The 21,530-nt window shown below is 68.0% G+C and carries 23 protein-coding genes and 1 pseudogene; 8 read left to right on the plus strand and 16 right to left on the minus strand.

The window, feature by feature from the left end; all coding sequences use genetic code 11:
- Positions 1 to 88: 88 nt before the first annotated feature.
- Both FV217_RS06840 and FV217_RS06845 read right to left on the minus strand, forming a co-directional pair.
- On the minus strand, positions 89 to 565 hold the full coding sequence (locus FV217_RS06840; RefSeq protein WP_147816306.1) for an NUDIX domain-containing protein: 477 nt from the start codon (positions 563 to 565) through the stop codon (positions 89 to 91).
- A 152-nt stretch (positions 566 to 717) separates the two neighbouring features.
- On the minus strand, positions 718 to 1,416 hold the full coding sequence (locus FV217_RS06845) for a fumarylacetoacetate hydrolase family protein (RefSeq protein WP_147816308.1): 699 nt from the start codon (positions 1,414 to 1,416) through the stop codon (positions 718 to 720).
- Between the two features lie 93 nt (positions 1,417 to 1,509).
- Here FV217_RS06845 and FV217_RS06850 point away from each other — a divergent pair, with 93 nt between their 5' ends.
- The 4 genes from FV217_RS06850 to FV217_RS06865 all read left to right on the plus strand — a co-directional run bounded on the left by FV217_RS06850 (position 1,510) and on the right by FV217_RS06865 (position 5,332).
- Positions 1,510 to 2,964 carry an FAD-binding oxidoreductase gene (locus FV217_RS06850; protein WP_147816310.1) on the plus strand — a complete coding sequence of 485 codons (1,455 nt, stop codon included), beginning with the start codon at positions 1,510 to 1,512 and terminating at the stop codon, positions 2,962 to 2,964.
- A gap of 416 nt (positions 2,965 to 3,380) precedes the next feature.
- Complete coding sequence (locus tag FV217_RS06855) at positions 3,381 to 3,674, plus strand: DUF2218 domain-containing protein (RefSeq protein ID WP_147816312.1); 294 nt, start codon at positions 3,381 to 3,383, stop codon at positions 3,672 to 3,674.
- Positions 3,675 to 3,727: 53 nt separating this feature from the next.
- Positions 3,728 to 4,993, plus strand: coding sequence for an aminopeptidase (locus FV217_RS06860; RefSeq protein WP_147816314.1), 1,266 nt, complete (start codon positions 3,728 to 3,730; stop codon positions 4,991 to 4,993).
- 33 nt (positions 4,994 to 5,026) lie between these two features.
- Positions 5,027 to 5,332, plus strand: coding sequence for a putative quinol monooxygenase (locus FV217_RS06865; RefSeq protein WP_147816316.1), 306 nt, complete (start codon positions 5,027 to 5,029; stop codon positions 5,330 to 5,332).
- On the opposite strand, the gene FV217_RS06870 is transcribed toward FV217_RS06865, so the two are convergent.
- The 9 genes from FV217_RS06870 to FV217_RS06910 form a co-directional block, all read right to left on the minus strand.
- Complete coding sequence (locus FV217_RS06870; RefSeq protein WP_147816318.1) at positions 5,317 to 6,309, minus strand: lipid A biosynthesis lauroyl acyltransferase; 993 nt, start codon at positions 6,307 to 6,309, stop codon at positions 5,317 to 5,319. The genes FV217_RS06865 and FV217_RS06870 overlap by 16 nt on opposite strands.
- Positions 6,310 to 6,384: 75 nt before the next feature.
- Complete coding sequence (locus FV217_RS06875; RefSeq protein WP_147816320.1) at positions 6,385 to 7,407, minus strand: zinc-binding dehydrogenase; 1,023 nt, start codon at positions 7,405 to 7,407, stop codon at positions 6,385 to 6,387.
- Between the two features lie 192 nt (positions 7,408 to 7,599).
- Positions 7,600 to 7,884 (minus strand): SH3 domain-containing protein, encoded by a 285-nt coding sequence (locus tag FV217_RS06880; RefSeq protein WP_147816322.1) that lies wholly within the window; start codon positions 7,882 to 7,884, stop codon positions 7,600 to 7,602.
- A gap of 45 nt (positions 7,885 to 7,929) precedes the next feature.
- Positions 7,930 to 8,187 carry a hypothetical protein gene (locus FV217_RS06885; protein WP_147816324.1) on the minus strand — a complete coding sequence of 86 codons (258 nt, stop codon included), beginning with the start codon at positions 8,185 to 8,187 and terminating at the stop codon, positions 7,930 to 7,932.
- Between the two features lie 153 nt (positions 8,188 to 8,340).
- Positions 8,341 to 9,096 carry an SDR family NAD(P)-dependent oxidoreductase gene (locus tag FV217_RS06890; RefSeq protein ID WP_147816326.1) on the minus strand — a complete coding sequence of 252 codons (756 nt, stop codon included), beginning with the start codon at positions 9,094 to 9,096 and terminating at the stop codon, positions 8,341 to 8,343.
- Positions 9,093 to 10,370 carry a beta-ketoacyl-ACP synthase gene (locus FV217_RS06895; protein WP_147816327.1) on the minus strand — a complete coding sequence of 426 codons (1,278 nt, stop codon included), beginning with the start codon at positions 10,368 to 10,370 and terminating at the stop codon, positions 9,093 to 9,095. Before FV217_RS06895 ends, FV217_RS06890 begins: the two co-directional genes overlap by 4 nt.
- A gap of 37 nt (positions 10,371 to 10,407) precedes the next feature.
- Complete coding sequence (locus FV217_RS06900; protein WP_147816328.1) at positions 10,408 to 11,544, minus strand: beta-ketoacyl-ACP synthase; 1,137 nt, start codon at positions 11,542 to 11,544, stop codon at positions 10,408 to 10,410.
- Positions 11,541 to 12,005 (minus strand): 3-hydroxyacyl-ACP dehydratase FabZ family protein, encoded by a 465-nt coding sequence (locus tag FV217_RS06905; RefSeq protein ID WP_147816329.1) that lies wholly within the window; start codon positions 12,003 to 12,005, stop codon positions 11,541 to 11,543. Before FV217_RS06905 ends, FV217_RS06900 begins: the two co-directional genes overlap by 4 nt.
- Positions 12,006 to 12,025: 20 nt before the next feature.
- A complete protein-coding gene (locus tag FV217_RS06910; protein WP_147076720.1) occupies positions 12,026 to 12,337 on the minus strand; it encodes an acyl carrier protein in 312 nt (103 codons plus the stop codon).
- Between the two features lie 266 nt (positions 12,338 to 12,603).
- Between FV217_RS06910 and FV217_RS06915 the strand changes: the two genes are divergently transcribed.
- The gene (locus FV217_RS06915) at positions 12,604 to 13,698 is read left to right on the plus strand and encodes an AI-2E family transporter (RefSeq protein WP_147816330.1); all 1,095 of its coding nucleotides are present in this window, start codon (positions 12,604 to 12,606) and stop codon (positions 13,696 to 13,698) included.
- Here FV217_RS06915 and FV217_RS06920 read toward each other — a convergent pair whose 3' ends face one another.
- The 3 genes and pseudogenes from FV217_RS06920 to FV217_RS06930 all read right to left on the minus strand — a co-directional run bounded on the left by FV217_RS06920 (position 13,699) and on the right by FV217_RS06930 (position 15,285).
- The gene (locus tag FV217_RS06920; RefSeq protein WP_147816331.1) at positions 13,699 to 14,019 is read right to left on the minus strand and encodes a HigA family addiction module antitoxin; all 321 of its coding nucleotides are present in this window, start codon (positions 14,017 to 14,019) and stop codon (positions 13,699 to 13,701) included. It lies immediately after the preceding gene.
- A gap of 31 nt (positions 14,020 to 14,050) precedes the next feature.
- Positions 14,051 to 14,333: pseudogene (locus FV217_RS06925) on the minus strand (type II toxin-antitoxin system RelE/ParE family toxin).
- An 85-nt stretch (positions 14,334 to 14,418) separates the two neighbouring features.
- A complete protein-coding gene (locus FV217_RS06930; protein ID WP_147816332.1) occupies positions 14,419 to 15,285 on the minus strand; it encodes a Kdo hydroxylase family protein in 867 nt (288 codons plus the stop codon).
- Positions 15,286 to 15,522: 237 nt separating this feature from the next.
- On the opposite strand from FV217_RS06930, the gene FV217_RS06935 reads away from it, so the two are divergent.
- Positions 15,523 to 15,960 carry an RNA polymerase subunit sigma-70 gene (locus FV217_RS06935; RefSeq protein WP_147816333.1) on the plus strand — a complete coding sequence of 146 codons (438 nt, stop codon included), beginning with the start codon at positions 15,523 to 15,525 and terminating at the stop codon, positions 15,958 to 15,960.
- A 12-nt stretch (positions 15,961 to 15,972) separates the two neighbouring features.
- Here FV217_RS06935 and FV217_RS06940 read toward each other — a convergent pair whose 3' ends face one another.
- Positions 15,973 to 16,341: a response regulator gene (locus FV217_RS06940; protein WP_147816334.1), complete on the minus strand. Its 369-nt coding sequence runs from the start codon at positions 16,339 to 16,341 to the stop codon at positions 15,973 to 15,975.
- Positions 16,342 to 16,359: 18 nt separating this feature from the next.
- A complete protein-coding gene (locus FV217_RS06945; RefSeq protein WP_147816335.1) occupies positions 16,360 to 17,826 on the minus strand; it encodes a HAMP domain-containing sensor histidine kinase in 1,467 nt (488 codons plus the stop codon).
- A gap of 235 nt (positions 17,827 to 18,061) precedes the next feature.
- Here FV217_RS06945 and FV217_RS06950 point away from each other — a divergent pair, with 235 nt between their 5' ends.
- Together FV217_RS06950 and FV217_RS06955 are read left to right on the plus strand one after the other, a co-directional pair.
- Complete coding sequence (locus tag FV217_RS06950; RefSeq protein WP_147816336.1) at positions 18,062 to 19,501, plus strand: ATP-binding protein; 1,440 nt, start codon at positions 18,062 to 18,064, stop codon at positions 19,499 to 19,501.
- A complete protein-coding gene (locus FV217_RS06955; protein WP_147816337.1) occupies positions 19,498 to 21,384 on the plus strand; it encodes an EAL domain-containing protein in 1,887 nt (628 codons plus the stop codon). Before FV217_RS06950 ends, FV217_RS06955 begins: the two co-directional genes overlap by 4 nt.
- The last annotated feature ends 146 nt before the right edge of the window (positions 21,385 to 21,530 follow it).

The following is a 21,530-nucleotide window of genomic DNA, read 5'->3' on the forward strand; positions in this document are numbered from 1 at the left end:
GCCGACTCCACGCTGACCTGCGGCAACCTCACCTTGATTCCGGAGTTCCAGCGACCGCGAAGACGCCGCAGGCGCCGGGCCCCCTCCCCTACCAGTGCCCGTCCGGCGCCCGGCCCTCGCGGATCTCGTCGAGCCGCGCCCGCGTGCCGCGCGTCGTATCCGCCGGCAGCGCATCGAGCGGAAAGAACCGGCATTCCGCGATCTCGCGATCCGGGGCCTTGGCGCGCGCCAGGGTGAAGGCCGACACGACATAGACCGCGATGTGGTCGCGGCCCCATTGCCTCGCGTTCAGGAAGAAACCGTGCAGGCGCATCGGCTTCGTCAGGTCGACGCTCAGCTCGGCCTCCTCGCGGAACTCGCGCACCATCGACTCGGCCGCGGTCTCCCCGGGCTCGATGCCGCCGCCCGGCAGGTACCAGCCCCGCACGTAGGTGTGGCGCACGAGGCAGACCCGGTTGTCGCCGTCGATCGCGATGCCGCGTACGCCGAGCGTCATGCCGCGGGTTAGCAGGGCGGCACCGTGCGCGAGCTGGCGGAGAATCGGGCGGTCGAGGTTGATAGCCATGTCGGGTGGTCCGAGCGGTCGGATGCGAAGGCTTGCGGGTCAGGCTGCTGCAAGATCAAGCCGATCGCCCCGCTTGGCAGATTCATCCCGTCATCGCGAGCGCAGCGAAGCAATGACGGCGGAACGGTCAGGTGCTTCGTTCGCTGACCGTCTCACACAACCCGCAGGGTGATCGCCCCCAACCCCGCGATCGACGCCGTCATCGTCTCGCCGCGCGACACCGCTCCCACCCCGGCCGGGGTCCCCGTGAAGATCAAGTCGCCCGGCTGCAGCTCGAAATAGGTGGAGAGCAGCGCGACCTGCTCCGGCACCGAGCGGATCATCTCGGACAGGTCGCCGCTCTGGCGCGCGCGGCCGTCGACCGTAAGGCCGATCGCGCCTCTGGTCGGGTGGCCGATGGCGGCGGCCGGGTGCAATGGGCCGATCGGGCCGGAGGCATCCGCCGCCTTGCCGAGGTCCCAGGGCCGCGACTGGCGCTTGGCCTCGTCCTGCAGGTCGCGCCGGGTCATGTCGAGGCCGACCGCATAGCCGTAGACATGGGCGAGCGCATCGGCCTCCGGGATGTCGCGGCCGCCATGCGCCAGCGCGGCGACCAACTCGACCTCGAAATGGTAGTTTTGGGTGCGCGGCGGATACGGGTGGTCCGTCACCGTGTCGTAGGGCACGGCCTGCAGCGCGTCGGCGGGCTTGAGGAAGAAGAACGGCTCCTCGCGGTCCGGGTCGGCGCCCATCTCGCGGGCATGCGCTCCGTAATTGCGGCCGACGCAGTAGACGCGACGGACCGGAAACAGGTCCTCGCTGCCGACGATGGGCAGCACGATCCGGGGCGGGTTGGGGATGACGGAGAGCATGGTAGCGTCCCTCGCATGGCCGCACGTCCTGCAAAGGGCCGGGCCTCAGGCTATGTAGAGCCCCATTCCCGACCGGCCAATCCGCTCCGCCTCATGACCCCTTCCTCTGAAACCACCCAGATCCTGCTGGCGGCCCTGCGTGACAAACTCGGCGACAGACACGTCCTGACGGCGGCCGAGGACGTGGCGCCCGCGCTCGTCGAATCGCGCGGGCTCTACCGCGGCACGGCGCTCGCCGTGGTGCGGCCCGGCAGCACCGAGGAGGTCGCGGCCACGGTCCGCGCCTGCGCCGAGGCCGGCGTGCCGATCGTCGCGCAGGGCGGCAATACCGGGCTCGTCGGCGGCGGCGTGCCCTATGGCGGCATCGTGCTCTCGCTGGCGCGCCTCGATCGCGTGCGTGCGGTGAACCCCGGCGACGCGGCCATCACCGTCGAGGCCGGAATGATCCTGGCCGACGTGCAGGCGGCGGCGGATGCGGCCGGGATGCTGTTTCCGCTCTCCTACGCTGCCGAGGGCTCGGCCCGGATCGGCGGAAACCTCGGCACCAATGCCGGCGGCACCGCCGTGCTCGCCTACGGCAACGCCCGCGACCTCGTCCTCGGGCTCGAAGTCGTGCTCGCCGACGGCCGGATCTGGAACGGGCTCAAGGCGCTGCGAAAGAACAATGCCGGCTACGACCTGAAACACCTGTTCATCGGCTCGGAGGGGACGCTCGGCATCATCACCGCCGCCGTGCTGAAGCTTTTCCCGAAGCCGGTGTCGCGCAGCGTCGGCTTCGTCGGACTCGGCTCGTTCCGATCGGCCGTCGAACTCTTCGCCCGCATGCACCGGGCCGCCGACCGCGACCTCACGGCCTTCGAGGTGATCCCGCGCTTCGGCCTCGACATCGTGCTCAAGCATGCGCCCGACATGGTCCGGCCGCTCCGTGGCGATCACGCCGCCTATGCGCTGGTCGAGCTGTCCTCGACGCGGCCCGGAGCGGACACCGCAGCCGAACTGGAAACGCTGCTCGCCCAGGCCATCGAGACCGGCCTCGTCGCGGATGCGACCATCGGTGCAAGCGAGGCACAGAACGCCGCGCTCTGGCACCTACGCGAGCGGCTGCCGGAGACGCAGAAGGCGGAGGGCGGCTCGATCAAGCACGACGTCTCGGTGCCGCTCTCGCGCCTCGCCGACTTCGTGGAACGGGCGACGGCGGCCTGCGAGGCGGCGATGCCGGGCCTGCGCGTCTGCGCCTTCGGCCATGCCGGCGACGGCAACATCCACTTCAACCTCAGCCAGCCGGTCGGGATGGACAAGGCGGTCTTCCTCGCCGCTTGGGGCCGCTTCAATCGCATCGTGCACGACATCGTCTCCAGCCTCGACGGCTCGATCGCCGCCGAACACGGCATCGGCCTGATCAAGCGCGACGAATTGGCCCTCTACGGCGACCCGGTGGGCCTTGACCTGATGCGGCGACTGAAGACGGCGCTCGACCCGCGCGACCTGATGAACCCGGGCAAGATCGTCGCGTTGGGAGAGCATCCCCCCGCAGCCCTGCCCGTCTGAGACGTGCACCTGCGCACGATCTGAGCGTTTTGCCACGCGGATCGCTGTTGTGCACTGCAATAACTCGGAGCATAATCCCGTATCGCACTGCGTCATCGGGCTGCGGCCCTGGGCGTTCGTGCAAGCACATGAGTTGGCACGTTCGCAGCCTTCCCCGGACCCCGAGGTCGAGGCGATGGATGACAGAAGCTTAACGGTTTCGGCACCGCCTTCGGTAACGATGGGGTGCGACCGCTCTCGCCGCCGAGATCTGGCGAGTGCCGGAAACGTGATCGGTCGCCGATCCACAATCTTCGCTGCGCGCCTCAGGGTGCGCCGCAATGTCGCCCGGCTCGACTGACATGCCGGACACTGCGTTCCGTACCCATATCCGCTCCGAACATTGAACCGCACCACGCGAAGAAGGAACCATTTCGATGCCGACCTCACAGGCACGAGTGCCGACCTCCGAAGCGAGCCGCTACCTCACGCAGCTCTGCCGGCACTGGAGCCACAAGTTCCCCGTCGAGACGACCAGCGACCACGGTGTGGTGCCCTTCGGTGAAGACCGCATCTGCACCTTCGAGGCGAGCGCCGACGCCCTCGTGATGAAGGTCGCCACGCCCGACGCGTCCGGCCTGACCCGGCTCGAGAACGTCGTCTCCGACCACCTGCTGCGCTTCGCCTTCCGCGAGAACCTCGGCGACATCACTTGGTCGCGCGCGGCTTGAACCGCGCCGCCCTCGCCCGATCTTGAGGCCCTCGACCGGGTGAAGGATACGACATGACCGTGGCCGTTCACGGGGCGCAGGGTGCCGCCCCGAGCTTCTCCGAGCGCCTCGACAGACTAGCCGAGGTTGCCGTCAAGGTCGGGCTCGGATTGCGGCCGGGGCAGGAGCTGATCCTCACCGCGCCGCTCGAATCGGTCGGGCTGGCCAGGGCGATCACCGCGCAGGCCTACAAGGCCGGCGCTTCGCTGGTCACCACGCTCTACACGGACGACGTCGCGACGCTCGCCAGGTTCAGCCACGCCAACACCGAGGCCTTCGACACGGCCGCCGGCTGGCTCTTCAACGGCATGGCCGACGCCTACCGCAATGGCGCCGCCCGCCTTGCCATCTCCGGCGACGACCCCTCCCTCCTCACCGGCCAGGATCCCGACAAGGTTTCGCGCGCCAACCGGGCGCGCTCGAAGGCCTACCTCCCGGCCCTGGAGCTGATCGCGGGTTTTTCCACCAACTGGACCATCGTCTCGGCCGCCACGCTCCCCTGGGCGCGCACGGTTTTTTCGGATTTGCCCGAGGACGAGGCGCTCGTGAAACTCTGGGACGCGATTTTTTCGGCGTCTCGTGTCGACGGACCCGACGCGGTCGCCGCATGGGAAGCCCATAACGCCCATCTCCGCAGCCGCACCGAATGGCTCAACGGCCACCGCTTCGCGGCACTCCGCTTCCGTGGCCCCGGCACCGACCTGACGGTGGGCCTCGCCGACGATCACGAATGGTGCGGCGGCGCGACGACGGCCAAGAACGGCATCGTCTGCAACGCCAACATCCCGACGGAAGAGGTCTTCACCACGCCGCACAAAGCGCGGGTCGAGGGCCACGTCACGAGCACCAAGCCCTTGTCCTATCAAGGGACTCTGATCGACGGGATCCGCGTGACCTTCAAGGAAGGCCGCATCGTCGAGGCGAGCGCGCGGACCGGCAACGACGTTCTGGCGCGCGTGCTCGATACGGACGAAGGCGCCGCGCGCCTCGGTGAGGTCGCGCTGGTGCCGGCCTCCTCGGCGATCTCGGCCTCGGGCCTGCTGTTCTACAACACGCTCTACGACGAGAACGCCGCGAGCCACATCGCCCTCGGTCAGGCCTACTCGAAGTGTTTTCGCAACGGCGGCGAGGGCTTGAGCGAGGACGACCTCGCGGCACGCGGGGCCAACCGCAGCCTGATCCACATCGACTGGATGATCGGCTCTGCCGAGATCGACGTCGACGGCCTCGCAGCCGACGGGACGGCGATCCCGGTGATGCGCAAGGGTGAATGGGCCTGAGACGCGCCCAAGCCACCTTCAGGAGCCGATCGCATGAGCTACGTCGCCGTCGCCGAAGTCCATGTGAAGCCGGAGCACATGGACGCGGCATGCGCTGCCGTCCTCGGGATCGTCCCGCAGACGCTGGCGGAGCCCGGATGCGAGACCTTCCTGGTTCATAGGGCGGCCGACGGCTCGCCGCGCCTGTTCCTCTACGAGCGTTGGCGGGACGCGGCGGCCTTCGAGACACACCATGCGCAGGACTACACCCGCGCGGTCTATCGCCTTTACGAGACGTGGCTGGCGGAACCGCCGATCATCACGTTCCTCGATGACCTGACGGATCAGGGTTCGGCCTGAGCCACCTGTACGGCTGCGGCCGGAGCGATGCCCGGAGCTGCCGGCTTCGGCTTCGGCAGCATGTTCGGCCGCCAGCGCCGGTGCATCCAGAGCCATTGGCCTGGGTTCTCGCGCACCCAAGCCTCGACGACACGTGTCATCGCCTGCATCGCGCCCTGGACGTCGATCTGTCCCGAGGCGTCGCGCGGCAGGTCGAGGGCCGGGGTGAGTTCGAGGGTGAACTTGCCGCCGGGCCGGCGCACCACGCGGGCGCCGTGAACCGGGCATTCGTGGTGGCGCACGAGCTTGCCGAGCAGCGGGTTCGCCAGCACGGGGCGCCCGAAGAACTCCACCACCACGCCGCGGGTGAAATGCTGGTCGATGAGCTGGCCGAGATGGCCGCCGCGCTCGATCACCCCCTGCATCGCGAAGACGGCGCCGGGCTGCGAGGCCGCGAGGCCGCCCATGGTCTTGCGGCGGACTTCGCCGACGAGTTGCGCTGCAGCTGCGTTGTTCGGCGGCCGGAACACGGCGGTGGTTTCGAGGTCGAATTTCGCCGCGCAGATCGCGGGCAGCTCCCAGTTGGCGAGATGGGCCGAGAACAGCAGGCCCGGCTTGCCGTCGTCGCGCACGGCGATGAACTGGTCGATGCCCTGCACCGCCACCCGCTTCTCCGGTCCGTCCGGATCGAAGTCGAACAGCGTGTCGAGATGGGCGTATTCGGCCCCCGTGCGGCCGAGATTGTCCCAGGCCTCGCGGGCGATGCGCTGCACACCGGCCTCATCGAGATCGGGGAAGGCGGCGCGGATGTTGGCCACCGCGATCTTGTGCGAGGGCAGCCAGGGGCCGACTTTTCGCGTGATCCAGGCGCCGGTGTTGCTCGCGCGATCGGGACCGAGCGCCCGCGCGATCAGGAAAAGGCCACGGATCAGCGGAATCGTCGCGAGCCCGGCCATGCGGGGCAGATGGCGCTGCAGGATCAGCGCAAGGCGCAGCACGGGCGGCTCATGGGTTTCACGGAGGTTGGGAACGCGGTCAGGCCTTACACCTGAGGTGCCGGCCCAAGCAATCTTTCACAACGTGACGATGATCTTCCCGAACACCTTTCGCGATTCCAGGCGTTCGAGGCCCTGCGCGAAGTCTGCGAGCGGCAGCACCGTGTCGACGACCGGCGTCAGCCCGTCCGCCATCTTGGCAAGCGAGTCGCGGATATTCTCGATGCGGCAGCCGAACGAGCCGGTGATGCGGTATTGCTGCTGGAAGAGCTGCATCAGGTTGATCGTCGCCGACGGGCCGGAGGTCGAGCCACAGGTCACGAGCCGCCCGCCGCGCTTGAGGCAGAGCAGCGAGCCGTTCCAGGTCTCGGCCCCGACATGCTCGAACACGACGTCGACGCCCTTGCGCTTCGTCAGCCGCCGGACTTCGCCCTCGAAGCGTTCCTCGCGGTAGTTGACGACGAAGTCGGCACCGAGCGCCTTGGCCTTCTCGCCCTTCGCGTCGTCGCCCACCGTCGTGTAGACGGTGCAGCCGATGGCCTTGGCCATCTTGATCGCCGTCGTGCCGATCCCGGAGCCGCCGGCATGGACCAGGATGCTTTCGCCGGGTTCGAGCTTGGCATTGTCGAACAGCATATGCTGCACGGTGCCGAAGGCGATGCCGGCGCAGGCCGCCTGAACGTGGTCGACGCCGGCCGGCACCTTCACGCAGAGCCGGGCGGGCATGTTGATCAGTTCGCGCGAAAACCCGTCGATGTGAAATCCGAAAACCCCGCCGACATCCTCGCAGAGGTTGTCGCGGCCTTGTTGGCAGGCCTTGCACTTTCCGCAGGTCACCGCGCCGTAGAGCGCCACCGGATCGCCGATGCTCAAGCCCTCGACGCCCTCGCCGATGGCGGCCACCTCGCCGGCGCCCTCCGCGCCGACGGTCAGCGGCAGCTTGCGCTTGGCGAAGGCCATGCCGCGAAAGCCCCAGACGTCGATGAAGTTCAGGCCGACGGCGCGCACGCGCACTTGGACCTCGCCGGGGCCTGGCGCGGGCGGCGCTTCGACGTCGATCAGGCGCAGGTCACGGTCGCCGAAGAGTTGGAGGGCTTGCATCGGGTGTCCTTGGCACGTGCGCGTCAGCGGATCGAGAGCTTTCCGCCGTGATTCCAGGGCTCGCCAAAGGCGAGAACCCGGAACCCACGCGACACGCTGTGGCCAGTCGTGGGTTCCGGGTTCCGCTGCGCGGCCCCGGAATGATGGGGGAGGTTTCCAGAGCTGCACGATTCAACACGGCAGAGTATGCGATCAATCCGGCGTCAGATACCGCCGCCGCGCCCAGCCGACGCTGCGGCCGAATTTCACGCGGCACCAGGTGTTGCCACTCGGCGTCTCGTTGGTGCAGCCGAAGCCGAGGAGCCGGCGGCCGACGGGGACGGTCTCGACCGCTGCCGAATCCGCATCGGGCGCCTCGCGAATCGTCAGGAAGCCACCGCGCGGCAGCCCCTCGACCCGGAACGGTTCGGGCGCGGCCAGGGCCGGGAACGCGCCCGCGAGGAGAGCCGCGGCGGCGAGGAGGTAACGGCGATGCATGGGTCGGGTCCGACTTCGCTCGGCAGGACGGGGTGGCCGCTGCAGTCACAGACGCGGCGCAGGATTCTGCGGAGCGGATTCCGTCGGAGCGGGAGCCGGCGTTTGCGCAGCGGGGTTCTGCGGCGTGGGGGCCGGCTGCTGAGGCGCCGGAGACTGCGCGGTCTTGTCGTCCGACAACGTCTGGTTCGCCTGGTTCTGGACCTGGTCCGCGGTCTGCTGGCTGATGAGGCCGTAGGACACCGCGATGGCGAGACCCACGGCGACGAGGGCTCCGATCACCGTCTTCACGAGCTTGTCCGACATTGCTGCGCCCCTCTGCGTGCGGCCCCGGTCTCAAGCGAGTTGTGTGCCGTGTCTTGCGATCGCTGTCCTGGGCAATGCAACTCGCCGGGGAGCGGTTGCAGGATCGGCAGGCCGACCCGTTAGCCCTTCAAGGACAAGATCGCGAAAAGACGATCAGCGGTGCACGCCCATCATCGCCGTCAGACCGCCGTCGACGGGCAGCACCGCACCGGTGATGTAGGCGGCGGGTTCGCTCATCAGGAAGGCCGCCAACGCCGCGACCTCGTCGGGCTTCGCGAAGCGGCCGGCCGGGATCTGCTTCTCCATCGTGTCGCGATAGGCGGCGTAGGAGGCCATCATGCCGGTGTCGATGAAGCCGGGGGCGAGCACGTTGACCGTGACGCCGCGCTTGGCCGATTCGACGGCAAGCGTGCGGCAATAGGCGATCATCGCCCCCTTGGTGGCGGCATAGGCCGCGTTGCCGGTGTTTCCCCGGAGCGCCGCCACCGAGCCCACCGCGACGATGCGGCCGGAGCGGGCGCGGATCATGCCGCGCACCAGCACCTTGGCGATCCGGGTCAGCGACCAGAAGTTCACCTGCATGGCGAGATCGGACCGGTCGCGGTCGAGCATCACGGCGAGGGCGTCGGCGGACTGGCCGGCATTGTGGACGTAGCCGTAGAAGCCTTCGTCCTCTATCGACTCGCAGAAGGCCTCGACTGCGTCACGGTCGGCGAGGTCGAGGCGGTGGGCCGCGAAGCTGGCATCAGGATGGGCCGCGCCGAGTTCGGTGGCGAGCGCCTCCGCCTCTTCCGGCTTCGAGCGATAGGTGAAGCTCACACTGTGCCCCGCCGCCGCGAGCATGCGCACCATCGCCGTACCGAGCCCGCCGGACCCGCCGACGACGAGAACCTGTTTCGGTTCGGTCATGCCGGCTCGTCCCCGAGCACGAGGCAGGTGTTCTGCCCGCCGAACCCGAACGAGTTCGAGAGCACCCGCGATACCTTGGCGTCCCGCGCCGTGGAGACCACATCGAGCGTCAGGGACGGGTCGGGCACGCGGTGGTTGATCGTCGGCGGGATCCGCCCGTGCTGGATGGTCAGCAGCGAGACCACCGCCTCGATGGCGCCGGCCGCCGTCAGGGTGTGGCCGATCATCGACTTGTTGGAGGAGATCGGAAGCGATGCGATGCGCTCGCCGAACACGGCGGCGCAGCCGAACGCCTCCATCTTGTCGTTCTCCGGCGTCGAGGTGCCGTGGGCGTTGATGGTGTCGATGCTGTCGGGGCCGACGCCGGCATCGTCGAGGGCCGCGCGGATCGCCGCGATCACGGGTTCGCCGTTGGGGCTCGAGCGGGTGCGGTGGAAGCCGTCGCCTTTCTCGCCGCAGCCGAGCACGTAGCCGAGAATTTTGGCGCCGCGGGCGCGGGCAGCCTCGGCGTCTTCGAGCACGAGGGCGGCAGCGCCCTCCCCCATCACGAAGCCGTCGCGGTTCTTGGAGAACGGCTTCGAGGCCGTCTCCGGGTTCTCGTTCTGGGTCGAGAGGGCCGAGAGCAGCGAGAACCGGATCAGCGATTCCGGGTTCACCGAGCCATCCGTGCCGATGCAGAGCGCGGCCGTCATCTCGCCGCGCCGGATCGCCTCGACGCCGAGCTGGATTGCGGTGGCGCCGGACGAGCAGGCGGTGGAGAGCGAGATCGGCGAGCCCTTGGTGCCGAAGCGGTCGGCGATGCGGTCGGCAACAGTGCCGAAGATGAAGAGGTCGTGCCAGGCGTCGAAGCGCCGGCCGGCGGCGGCCTTGAGCAGGCTGCGATAGGTGATGTCGCCGTTCTCGCCGGAGGCCTGGGCCAGCGCCTGCCGCTGCGGCCATTCGAGCTCGACCGGCGGCACCGCGATGAACAGGGCGCCGGGAAAACTCGCGCCGATGCCGGCCTGGGTCACGGCCTCCTCGGCGGCAACTTCGGCGAAGCGCTCCGAGAGCAGCGGCGCGCAGAGCGGATCGGTCTCGAAGGCGTCGACCGTACCGGCGATGGAGGTGCGCAGGCCGTCGATGGGGAAGCGCGAGATCGTGCGGATGCCGGAGCGCCCCGCCGTCAGGGCCTCCCAGGTGTCGGTCGCGCCGTGCCCAAGCGAGGTCACGATCCCGAGCCCGGTCACGGCGACGAGCGGGCGGCCTCTGGCGTCGCGGGTGGAAGATGCACTCATGCCATCGCCTTAACGCAAGTTTTTCCAGCGTGCACGATCAGGCGGCGACGATCCGGATGACGCCCTCGCCGCTGCGGTGGCCGACGGAGGTGATCGCAACCTCGCGCGCCTTGCCGGCCGCGCAGAGCGCGGCGGCGATGGCCGCGCCGAAAGGCGGCACCGCCTCGATGGGATGGCCGACCACGTCGCCGGTAGCGCGGATGCGGGTGCCGGGCAGCGCGGATTTCAAGGCCTGCGCCTCCTCCTCGGCGAGGCTAGCGACGCCGGTGGCGCCGGACAGGATCACGTCGGGGTTCTCGATTCCCGCCTCGCGCAGCAGGCGCGGCAGGGTCTCGGCGACGGCGCCGGGCTTGCGGCGCACGCGATCGTTGGCGACGGCGTCGATCACGGCGAAGGGTTTTGCGCCACGGGTCGCCGCATGCTCGGCCGATTCCAGCAGAAGGAAGGCCGCGCCGCTGCCGAGGATGAAGCCGCCGTTCTCCGCACCGCCGCGCGAGAACACCGGACGATAGTCGGGCTTGTGGAGGAAGCCGCCCATCTCGTGGACGAGGAGCACGTCGGCCCGCTCGGCGTTGTAGGAGCCGCCGACTAGCATCGCGTCGAGTTGGCCCGAGGCGATCCGCGCCTGCGCGATCCGCAGGGCGTCGACCCCGGCCGATTCCTCGCCCATGAAGGTGCGCGAGGCGCCGGTGACGCCGTGCACGATGGCGATGTTGCCGGCGAGCAGGTTCGAGAGCTGCGCCAGGAAGAGCGTCGGCCGCAGGTCGTTCTGCAAGTGCTCGTTGAGATAGGCGCCGGGATCGGCGGCATCGCGCAGCCCGGTGAGGATCGCGCCGTCGACGGCATAGTCGCGTTCGCCGCCACCGGAGGCGACGATGAGGTGGAGCGCGGCCTTGCGGGCGGCGTCCTCCTTGAGGCCGGCGGAATCGAGGGCGAGGCCGGCGGCGTAGACGCCGAGGCGCTGCCACGGCTCCATCTGGCGCTGGTCGGATTTTTTGGGAATTTGCGTGTCGAGGGTCAGCGGCACCACCGGATGGACCGGATAGGGCGCGAAGGTCTCGGAATCGGTCCGCGGCGCCTCGCCGGCCTCATAGGCGGCGAGATGCGCCGCGATGCCCTCGCCGGCGCAGGAGACGACGCCGATGCCGGTGACGACGACCTTGCGCGCGCTCACGCTCCGGCTCCGACGATCAGCCCGATCTTCTGGGCCCGCTCGCGCATCGGCGCGTCGAGGCCGTCCGGGAACGGCATGGTGCGGAAGCGCAGTTCGGCGTCGCAGAGCGCCTTGCCTTCGTGGCGGATGGCGGCCTTGGTCACCGCGTAGCCCGAACCGTCATGCTCCAGGCTGGCCGTGATCTCGAGCCGCGCGCCGGGGCCGACGAAGGAGCGGAAGCGCGCCTTGTCGACGCCCATCAGGAACGGCATCTGCGCGAAGTCGAGATGGGCGAGGACGAGATAACCCGAGGCCTGCGCCATGGTCTCGGTGAGCAACACGCCGGGCACCAGCGGGTGGCCGGGAAAGTGCCCCTCGAAGACGGGGCTCGCCTCCGGCACGTGGGCGACGCATTCGATGCGTCCAACGGCGCGGTCGAGCCGCACCACTTGATCGATCATCTCGAAATATTCGAGCCGCATGGGTTCCGGGCTCTATCGGTTCAGACTTTGGCGGCCTTCTCGGCGACGAGCGCATCGATGCGCGCGCAAAGGTTCTTCAGCACGAAGTATTCCTCGGCCGGCACCTTGCCCTCGTTGACCTCCTGGGTCCAACGCTCGAGCGGCAGCTTGATGCCGAACGCCTTGTCGACCGCGAAGGCAATATCGAGGAAGGCGAGGGAATCGATGCCGAGATCGTCGATCGCGTGGCTCTCGGGCGTGATCTTCTCGCGCGGGATGTCGGCGGTGTCGGCGATGATGTCGGCGACGCGGTCGAAGGTGGCGGTCGTGCCGGTGGCGGACTCGGTGGACATGCGTGGCTCGCCGCTTTCTCGTGTCTCGACCCGTCTCGACGGGATCTTCGCCGGTTCCCGGTGGCCCTGGCAAGGAAGGCGACCCCTTACACGAAGCAGTAGAGCCCGGGCAACCTTGCCGAAGGCGCGGGGCGCGGGCATGCGTGAAGACACCCGGCTCCGAACCCCGCGCACACGTTTCCTGCCGGCGCTTATTCCGTCGCGGTCGTACCGGGCATAGATGCGGCTGGGCTCCCGGCTGAACGGGGCGCGGAACGGAGCGGACGATGCCGGCGATCAACGACTCCGAAAAACGGCCCTTCACCGCCGACCCGTCGCGCGGGCGGGCGCAGGGCGTCGCGCGTCTGGCGCTGGCGGCGGCCCTGCTCGCCCTCGGGCTCTACATCCTGTCCGACTTCCTGCGCGCGCTGGTCTGGGCCGTGGTGCTCGCCATCGCGCTCTGGCCGCTCTTCGGCAAGGCCGAGCGCCGGTTCCCGCCGGGCCGGCACAACATCCTCTGGCCGGGCCTGTTCACCGCGCTGGTGGCGCTGGCCTTCCTGGCGCCGGTGGTGCTGCTGGCCGTCGAGGCCGCGCGGGAGGCGCACGACCTTCTCGATTACGCCAAGACGGCCGAGCAATCCGGCCTGCCGGTCCCCGCCATCGTCGCCCGGCTGCCCTTCGGCGTACAGGCGGTCACAGATTGGTGGAACGCCAACCTCGCCCATGCCGGCTGGGCCAAGGAGGCGCTGGAACACGTCAACACCGCCTCCAACCGCGATCTCACCAAGACCGTCGGCGCCAACGTCGTGCACCGGATCGTGCTGTTCGGATTCGCCCTGCTGACGCTGTTCTTCCTGTTCCGCGACGGCAAGACCGTGGTCGGGCAATGTCTCACGGCGAGCCAGCGCCTGTTCGGCCCGCGCGGCGAGCGGGTGGCGCGGCAGATGGTGGCCTCGGTGCATGGCACCGTCGACGGACTCGTCCTCGTCGGCATCGGCGAGGGCATCCTGCTCGGCATCGTCTACTGGTTCGCGGGCGTGCCGCATCCGGTGCTGTTCGGCGCGGCGACGGCAGTCGCCGCGATGATCCCCTTCGGCGCACCGCTGGCCTTCGGCCTCGCCGCGCTGCTGCTCGTCGGCGACGGCAACGTCGTTCCGGCGGTCGTCGTCGTCGCCTCGGGCTTCGTCGTCACCTTCATCGCCGACCATTTCGTGCGGCCGGCGCTGATCGGCGGCACCACGCGGCTGCCCTTCCTCTGGGTGCTGCTCGGCATCCTCGGTGGCGTCGAGACCTTCGGGCTGCTCGGCTTGTTCGTCGGGCCGGCGGTGATGGCGGCGCTGATCTTGTTGTGGCGGGAGTTCACGGAAGGCGAAGCCGCCTGATTACGCGGCCGCTCTGACCAGCGGCGCAATGCGTTCCACATCTTCGCCGATCGCGTTGCGGGCGGTCAGGATATCGTAGCGCCCCTGGAGATTGATCCAGACCTGGGCATCCATGCCGAAATAGCGGCCGAGCCGGAGCGCCGTGTCGGCCGTGATGCCCATCTCCTCGCGGGCGATGCGCTCGATCCGGGTGCGCGGAACGCCACAGGCCTTGGCGACTGCGTAGGCGCTGAGCCCGAGCGGCACCATGAAGTCTTCGCGAAGGACTTCGCCGGGGTGCATCGGCGGCAGGATCGCAGTCGTTTCTAGTTCGATAGCCATCACCGGGTCTCCATGAGAGTCGGGCGCTGCCCTAGTGGTAATCGATAATCTCCACCTCTTCAGGTCCGTTTGCCGTCCATGGGAAACAGAGCCGAAACTGATCGTTGATCCAGACCGCATGCTGGCCAGCACGGTCCCCAGTCAACGGGTGCAATCTGTTCCCCGGCGGCGCCCTGAGAGCGTCAAGGGAGGTCGCCGCATCGAGATATTCGAGCTTGCGGCGCGCAACCTTGAGAATGACAGCCGGAAACCCTTTCGGATGCTGGGCCCTCAAACACGGCCCGCGTCCTATGGTCTGCGAAGCTGAGGATCACGAAGCCCCGTTGTCACGCTATCGTATCGCTCAAAGATACGTTCGTGTCAAGAATAACGTACCGCCAACCGATACGTTCGTGTTGGTCAGTGCCTCAGCGCCCGCCCCAACTTCCGCGCCAAGATCCGCTGCGGGCTCTTCTCCGGGTCGGCCTGGTCGGCGACCGCGAGGTAGGCGGTCTGTTCCAGCATGTACTTGCCGCCCATGGCGCCGTGCATGACGAGGTCCGAAAACGTCACCCAGGTCTCGCCGGGTTTGAACTGCACGTCCGCCTGCGGAGCCTTGGCCTGGTAGTCGAGGTCCTGCTTGAGGGCGTCGTGCAGCTGCAGCATCAGGTGGTCGTACTCGGTGCGCTTGGCCTTGGTGATCTTGAGCGCGGCCAAGGCGCTGGCCTTGAAGCCGGAATAGCCCGGCAGCTTCGGCAGGAATTTCTCGGCCATCGCGCCGAAATCCTCGCCCACCCGCCAGAGCCGCGGCTCGCCGTTGGCGTTGATGTTGCGGAAGATCCGGAGGATGCGCTTCTCGCCCAGCGGATTGGACGGGAAGGCGTCGACATGCATGCGGGTGTCGTCGCGGCGCCAGCTCAGCTTGCGCTTGTCGACGTCGAACGGCCGGTACGAGGTTCCGGCGAGCGAGACGGTCGCGCTGTAGGCCGGGAGATGCTCGTCGATCAGCGCCTTGGCGAAGGCGCGGTAGCGAACCAGAAGCTGGCGGAGCGCGTCCTGCTCCTCCTCCGTCCCGGCCCCGCCCTTCAACGCGGCGTCGGCGCCGCGGATGCTGACGTTCTTGGCCTTGCCGTCGGCGAAGGGGCGCTCGAGGAAGCGCTGCTCGAAAGGGCTGAACGGGAACTCGCGATCGCGGAAGACGAGGACCGAACCGCTCTCCAGCGCATCGACGAGGCTACCGCCGGGCGCCGCGCCGCCGCTGGCGACGGGGAGGATCGGGCTGATCATGACGGGAGACCTCGCGCGGGAAAGCCAGGGTGTGTAGCCGAGGCGGCGATCGGGTGCCAAGCCGGCGTCGTTTGCGCGCAGGCGACCCGAAACCCGGTGGATGACGCGATCGCGGCGTTGCGCGGGGCGTCACGCGAGTTTCAGACTTGCCCGTTGCGGCATCGCGACGGGCAACCCGTGGGGGTGCCGGACCGTTTGTCGGAAGGCGTCGGGTCTTAACGGCGCAAGGAGCCATCCATGGCGACCCTGAAGGAATTCGAGGACGCCCTGCGCGAGCAGGGCATGAACATGGCGCTCGCCATCCTGCAGCGCCTGCGCGACCGCGACCGTGCCACCCGCACCGTCCGCCCGGCGCGGCGCCTGACGGGTCAGAAGATGACGCCGGAACTCGCCCGCGCGATCCTCGAACTGCACGGCTCGACGGGCATGACCCAGCAGGAGATCGCCTTCAAGGTCGGCGTGAACCAGGGCCGGGTCAACGAGGTGATCAAGCACGGCAAATGGCTGAGCGACGATCCGGCGGCGCCGGAGGCCGTCGCCCGCGACAAGGCCAAGGCCCGGCTGCGCGGAGAGCCGAAGCCGCGCGCGAAGCGGGTCGGCGCCGTGGCGCAGAAGCAGCCTACGCGGCCGAAAAAGCCGGAGCGGCAGGGCCAGCTCTCTCTCGGCGATCTCTGACGCGGGACGACCTCAGGCCGTCACCAGGCACTTCGCGATCTTGGCCAGCAGCCGCGGCATGTCGACAGGCTTGGTGTCGAAATCGCAGCAGCCGACCTCGATGCTGCGGGCTCGGTCGCTCGACAGCGCATGCGCCGTCAGCGCGATCACCGGGATATGCGCGCTGCGCCGATCGGCCCGGATCGCGGTTGTGGCTTCCCAGCCGTCCATGTCGCCGAGGGCCACGTCCATCAGGATCAGGTCGGGCGCCTCGGAGACGGCCATCGCGACGCCCATCGGCCCATCCTCCGCGATCACCGCGACGAAGCCCTGCCGCACGAGGCGCCGGGACAGCATGTCGCTGTTCATCGGGTTGTCTTCGACGATCAGGATTTTCTTCATGGTCCTTGGTCTCGGATCTCAGGCCGCGACCGCCTGCGGGTAGCCCAGATCCTGCGTCGGCCCCGGCAGCGCCGAGAGCACGGACGGGGTCGCAACAGCCCCGGCCGGCGGCTTCGCGGGAAAGGTCAGGATGAAGCGGCTGCCGCGGCCGAGTTCGGTCTCCACGGCGATGTCGCCCTGCATCAGCCGGCAGAGCTTGCGCGCCAGCGCCAGCCCGAGGCCGGTGCCGCCGTACTTCGTCGCGGTCTGCTCGTCGTTGACGGCGAATTGTTCGAACAGGCTCGGCAGGTGTTCGGCTGCGATGCCGATGCCGGTATCCTCGACCGTGATCCGGAAGGCCTCGCCGTGCAGGCCGGTGACGCGCGCGCCGGTGACCGTGATGGTCCCGTTCTCCGTGTACTTGATCGCGTTGTGCAGGATCTGGGAGAGCGCGCTCTCGATCTTCATGCGGTCGCCGGTGATCGCGCCGATCTCCGGATCGAGGGAGACCGTCAGCAGGTTGCCGCGCTCCGCCGCGCCGGCGCGCAGGTCGCGGGCGAGGTCCTCGACGATCTCGGCGATGGACAAGGTCTCGTTGAAGACCTCCATGCGGCCGGCATCGATCTTGGCGAGTTCGAGGATCTGGTTGACGAGCTTGAGCAGGTGCTGGCCGGCGCTCTGGATGCGCTGCAGGTCGACGAAATCCTCGTCCTCTTCACACCCCTCGGCCTCTTCCAGAAGCATCTGGGAATAGCCGATGATGGCGTTGAGCGGCGTGCGCAGCTCGTGGCTCATCTTGGCGACGAACTCGACCTTGGCGGCGCTGGCGCGCTCGGACTGGAGCGCGGCCTGCTTCAGGGCGGAGGCCGTGGCCTTGTGGCTGCGCATCACCGTTTCGAGTTCGGCTTGGGAGGCGAGCGCCTTGGCGTAGTAGAGCGCCATCATCGTCACGTAGGCCGCGATCGCCGCCGTCGAGAGCAGACCGAGGCGCTGCATGGCGACCGCCGAGAGGCCGTGCGCCGGCGCCTCGAACAGGTGGTAGAGCGCATAGAAGCCGGCGGCGTTGACGGCGAGCAGCACCACGATGGCGAGCCGCATCGAGCGGGAATCGCCGACATAGAAGAAGGCCAGCAGCGGGATCGTGATCATCCAGGCCAGGAACGGCGAGGTGGCGCCGCCGTAGAAATACGTCGTCCAGAGCACCGCGAAGGTCAGGTTCTGGATCGAGATCAGCGCCAGCAGTTCGAGCCGTCCGCAGCAGCGCAGCAGGAAGGGGAACGCCCAGAAACCGCTGATCGCGAGAAACATCACGCCGATCTCGAAGCCCGGCGCGGGATCGGCGAGAAGAAGGACGAGGGCGACGCCGTTGCCGAGGAACGGGCCGAGGATGTGGCTCAAGAGGAAGAGCCGCGCCTGCTTCCGCGTCGACTTGTCGTCGACCATGCTCGGATGGAGGAACCAGTCGACGAACCGGTCGAAGGTCTCGAGCTTCAGGTTCCGCGGCATGGATGTCTTCCCGAGCCTCCGACAGACCTGCTGCCGGACCGAACGACGATCCGCACAACCGCAGCCGGAGGATTCATGCAACACACAATATCTTCGAATGCTTAACGTCTCGGATATGTTTGATCTATGTTTTACCGCAAATTAACCGCTCGATTTATCTGCACAAGAGCGGCGATATACTGAAAATTAACGTCTGAACTCATACTTGAGCGGCCACGAAAGCCGGACCGCGACGATGCGACACAGCCTTGAGCATATCGTCGATTGGTTCATTCCCCAGTCCGCCCATCTCGAACGCTCCGACCTGTCCGTCGCGCGCAATTTCGTGCTGACGCACGTGTTGGGGCCGCTGATGTCGCAGTCGATGTGCGTGTTCCTGTATCGCACCGACCCCGACCCCGGATTCCCCTGCTACACCGTCATCGCCTGCGTGTGCCTGTTCTGGACGCTGCCCTTCGTCCTCAAGTACACGCAGAACATCAAGCTCGCGGCGTTTCTGTCCGTCGAGCTCCTGGCCTTCACGGCACTGTTCGGAACCTACTATTACGGCGGCGCGACTTCGCCTTGCCTGCCGTGGCTGATCATCGCCCTGCTGCTCGGGTTCTTCTACTTCTCCGAACAGCAGTTGCTGATCGTCGGGCTGTTCGCGCTCAACGTGACTGTGTTCTTCGTCGCCTATCTCAGCAACGGCTTCCCGCAGATCGTGCCGGTGGCCGATCTGGCGATCGTGAGTTGGGTCTCGATCGTCTCGGCGACGCTCTACATGTCCTGGATGGCGATCTACTACTCGCATGTCATGTCGATGCGCTCGCAGATCGAGCAGGAGACCGAGCGCTATCTTGCGGCGAACGAGCAGCTCCAAGTCGTCAAGGAACTCGCCGAGGCGGCCAACCGGGCGAAGTCGGTGTTCCTCGCCAAGATGAGCCACGAGCTGCGCACCCCGCTCAACGCCGTGATCGGCTACAGCGAGCTGATCCTGGAGAACATCCCGCCGGGCAGCGACGCGACCAAGCAGAAGGACGTGCGCAGCATCAACGCCGCCGGCCGACACCTGCTCTCGCTGGTGGTCGACGTGCTCGACCTCTCGAAGATCGAGGCGGAGACGATCGAGCTGAACGTCGAGACCTTCGATCTCGCCCGCCTGCTGGACCAGGTCGTGGCCACGGTGAAGCCGCTCGCCGACGGCAACGGCAACGCCCTCACCGTCCAGCACCTCACCGCCCTCGGAACGATGCGGACCGACCAGACCAAGCTGCGCCAGATCCTGGTCAACCTGCTCAGCAACGCCGCCAAGTTCACGAAGAACGGCAACGTCACGCTCTCGGTGCGGATGGACCGCAAGCCGACCGGCACCTGGCTCGACGTGCGGGTGCGCGACACCGGCATCGGCATCTCGCAGGGCGATATCGGCCGGCTCTTCCAGAACTTCCGCCAGGTCTCGGCGGCGACGGCCCAGCACTATGGCGGAACCGGCCTCGGCCTCGCGCTCAGCCAGAAGCTCTGCACCCTGATGGGCGGCAGCATCGGCGTCACCAGCGAGATCGATCGCGGCTCGGTGTTCAGCTTCTGCATTCCGGCCGAAGTCGCCGAGCCGTTGGCCGACGCAACCTCACGACCCGACCACACCTTCTCGCGTGCCGACCTGCCTGCCGATTTCGGGGTCCAGTTCTCATGAACTTTCGCGACAACCTGGCGATCGACCGGACGGCTCCGGCGCAGGCAGACGCCCCGGTCGCCGAGCGGCAGAAGGCGGCGCGCCTGCTCATCGTCGACGACATCGCCGACAACCGCACGATCCTGCTGCGCCGGTTCAGCCGCCGTGGCTTCGAGGTCGCAGAGGCCGACGGCGGCGCCCGCGCCCTCGAGATGATCGAGCGGCACAGCTACGACGTCATCCTGCTCGACGTGATGATGCCGGACATCGACGGCATCGCCGTGCTGAAGGCGATCCGGGCGCGCTACACCCCGCTGCAGCTCCCCGTCATCATGGTGACGGCCAAGGCCGAGTCCGAGAACGTCGTCGAGGCGCTGAACCTCGAGGCCAACGACTACGTCACGAAGCCGGTCGACTTCGAGGTGGCGCTGGCCCGGGTGAACGCCCAGGTCGACCGCAAGCGCGCGGAGGAGAAGATCGCCTCGGCCGCCAGGGAACTCCGCCAGGTCAACGACCAGCTCGAACAGCGCGTCGAGGAGCGGACCCGCGAACTCGTCGAGATCAACCAGCAGCTCCAGGGCGAGATCGTCCAGCGCCAGCAATCGGAAGCCCGCTCGCGCTTCCTCGCCTTCCACGATCCGCTGACCGGGCTGCCCAACCGCCGCCAGTTCCGCGACGAGCTGGTGAGCGGCATCGCGGAGACCGGCAACGAGCCCGGCCAGTGCGTCGCGATCCTGTTCGTCGACCTCGACGGCTTCAAGGGCGTCAACGATACCCTCGGCCACTCGATCGGCGACATGCTGCTGCAGGCGGTGGGCGAGGATTTCCGGGCCGTCATGGAGCGCTCGGACCGGATCGCCCGGCTCGGCGGCGACGAGTTCGCCATCCTGCAGGTCGGCAACAAGCAGCCGGAGGGCGCCATCGCGCTCGCCACCCGGCTGATCGAGATCGCGAGCCGCGAGCGACAGGTGCACGGCCACCTCACCACCATCGGCGCCAGCGTCGGCATCGTGATCGGCTCCGGCACAGGCGACGACCCGGAAGAGCTGCTGAAGGCGGCCGACCTCGCGATGTACCGCGCCAAGATCGAGGGCCGCGGCACTTTCCGGATCTTCGACCCGGCCATGGATGCCCATGTCCAAGCCCGGCGCTCGCTGGAGCTCGACCTGCGCAACGCTCAGGGGCTCGGCCAGTTCGAGGTCTTCTACCAGCCGCAGATCTCGCTCAGTTCCCGCAAGGTCTGCGGCTTCGAGGCGCTGATCCGCTGGCGCCACCCGACCCGCGGCATGGTCTCGCCGGCCGAGTTCATCCCGCTCGCGGAGGAGATCGGCCTGATCGTTCCGATCGGCGAATGGGTGCTGCGCGAGGCCTGCCGCGAGGCGGTGGGCTGGCCGGCGGCGCTCACGATCGCGGTCAACGTCTCGTCGGTGCAGTTCATGCGCGGCAGCCTCGTGCCGTCCGTGATCAGCGCGCTGGCGTATTCGGGCCTGCCGGCGGAGCGCCTCGAGATCGAGATCACGGAATCGGTCCTCCTGCAGAAGACCGACAAGAACATCGACACGCTGAACCAGCTTCGTGCCCTGGGCGTCCGCATCTCGATGGACGATTTCGGCACGGGCTATTCGAGCCTGAGCTATCTACGGATGTTCCAGTTCGACAAGCTCAAGATCGACCGCTCCTTCATCGAGGACGTCACCAGCAACCGCGACTGCAGCGCCATCGTCAGCGCGATCCTGGGGCTCGGCACGAGCTTCGGCATCCCGACCATCGCCGAAGGCGTCGAGACCGAGGATCAGCTCGCCCACCTGACCGGCGAAGGCTGCACCGAGGTCCAGGGGCGCATCTTCAGTATGCCGATCAGCGCGACCGAGGCCCGGAAGATCATCGAGCGGATCGGATTCTGACGACGGCGCCTGCCGTCGGCGGCAAGTTGCCGCCGTTCGGCCCAAGCTGCACAATGAATACGCTTTGAGCGTCGGCAGCGCTTGGTTATGATCCCGACACTTCTTCCCAGGAAGTGTCCCACCGATCGAAACTCAAGCGCGCCCCT

The organism is Methylobacterium sp. WL9, assembly GCF_008040035.1.
In the GTDB taxonomy this organism is placed as follows: Bacteria; Pseudomonadota; Alphaproteobacteria; order Rhizobiales; family Beijerinckiaceae; genus Methylobacterium; species Methylobacterium thuringiense.

Bases quoted from the DNA above. Each gene is read 5' to 3' on its own strand.
- FV217_RS06920 (WP_147816331.1), bottom strand. From the start codon at position 14,019: ATGGCTATCGAACTAGAAACGACTGCGATCCTGCCGCCGATGCACCCC.
- FV217_RS06945 (WP_147816335.1), bottom strand. From the start codon at position 17,826: ATGCCGCGGAACCTGAAGCTCGAGACCTTCGACCGGTTCGTCGACTGG.
- FV217_RS06840 (WP_147816306.1), bottom strand. From the start codon at position 565: ATGGCTATCAACCTCGACCGCCCGATTCTCCGCCAGCTCGCGCACGGT.
- FV217_RS06890 (WP_147816326.1), bottom strand. From the start codon at position 9,096: ATGACCGAACCGAAACAGGTTCTCGTCGTCGGCGGGTCCGGCGGGCTC.
- FV217_RS06930 (WP_147816332.1), bottom strand. From the start codon at position 15,285: ATGATCAGCCCGATCCTCCCCGTCGCCAGCGGCGGCGCGGCGCCCGGC.
- FV217_RS06935 (WP_147816333.1), top strand. From the start codon at position 15,523: ATGGCGACCCTGAAGGAATTCGAGGACGCCCTGCGCGAGCAGGGCATG.
- FV217_RS06850 (WP_147816310.1), top strand. From the start codon at position 1,510: ATGACCCCTTCCTCTGAAACCACCCAGATCCTGCTGGCGGCCCTGCGT.
- FV217_RS06950 (WP_147816336.1), top strand. From the start codon at position 18,062: ATGCGACACAGCCTTGAGCATATCGTCGATTGGTTCATTCCCCAGTCC.
- FV217_RS06875 (WP_147816320.1), bottom strand. From the start codon at position 7,407: ATGCAAGCCCTCCAACTCTTCGGCGACCGTGACCTGCGCCTGATCGAC.
- FV217_RS06895 (WP_147816327.1), bottom strand. From the start codon at position 10,370: ATGAGTGCATCTTCCACCCGCGACGCCAGAGGCCGCCCGCTCGTCGCC.
- FV217_RS06855 (WP_147816312.1), top strand. From the start codon at position 3,381: ATGCCGACCTCACAGGCACGAGTGCCGACCTCCGAAGCGAGCCGCTAC.
- FV217_RS06940 (WP_147816334.1), bottom strand. From the start codon at position 16,341: ATGAAGAAAATCCTGATCGTCGAAGACAACCCGATGAACAGCGACATG.
- FV217_RS06880 (WP_147816322.1), bottom strand. From the start codon at position 7,884: ATGCATCGCCGTTACCTCCTCGCCGCCGCGGCTCTCCTCGCGGGCGCG.
- FV217_RS06885 (WP_147816324.1), bottom strand. From the start codon at position 8,187: ATGTCGGACAAGCTCGTGAAGACGGTGATCGGAGCCCTCGTCGCCGTG.
- FV217_RS06845 (WP_147816308.1), bottom strand. From the start codon at position 1,416: ATGCTCTCCGTCATCCCCAACCCGCCCCGGATCGTGCTGCCCATCGTC.
- FV217_RS06905 (WP_147816329.1), bottom strand. From the start codon at position 12,005: ATGCGGCTCGAATATTTCGAGATGATCGATCAAGTGGTGCGGCTCGAC.
- FV217_RS06915 (WP_147816330.1), top strand. From the start codon at position 12,604: ATGCCGGCGATCAACGACTCCGAAAAACGGCCCTTCACCGCCGACCCG.
- FV217_RS06865 (WP_147816316.1), top strand. From the start codon at position 5,027: ATGAGCTACGTCGCCGTCGCCGAAGTCCATGTGAAGCCGGAGCACATG.
- FV217_RS06860 (WP_147816314.1), top strand. From the start codon at position 3,728: ATGACCGTGGCCGTTCACGGGGCGCAGGGTGCCGCCCCGAGCTTCTCC.
- FV217_RS06955 (WP_147816337.1), top strand. From the start codon at position 19,498: ATGAACTTTCGCGACAACCTGGCGATCGACCGGACGGCTCCGGCGCAG.
- FV217_RS06910 (WP_147076720.1), bottom strand. From the start codon at position 12,337: ATGTCCACCGAGTCCGCCACCGGCACGACCGCCACCTTCGACCGCGTC.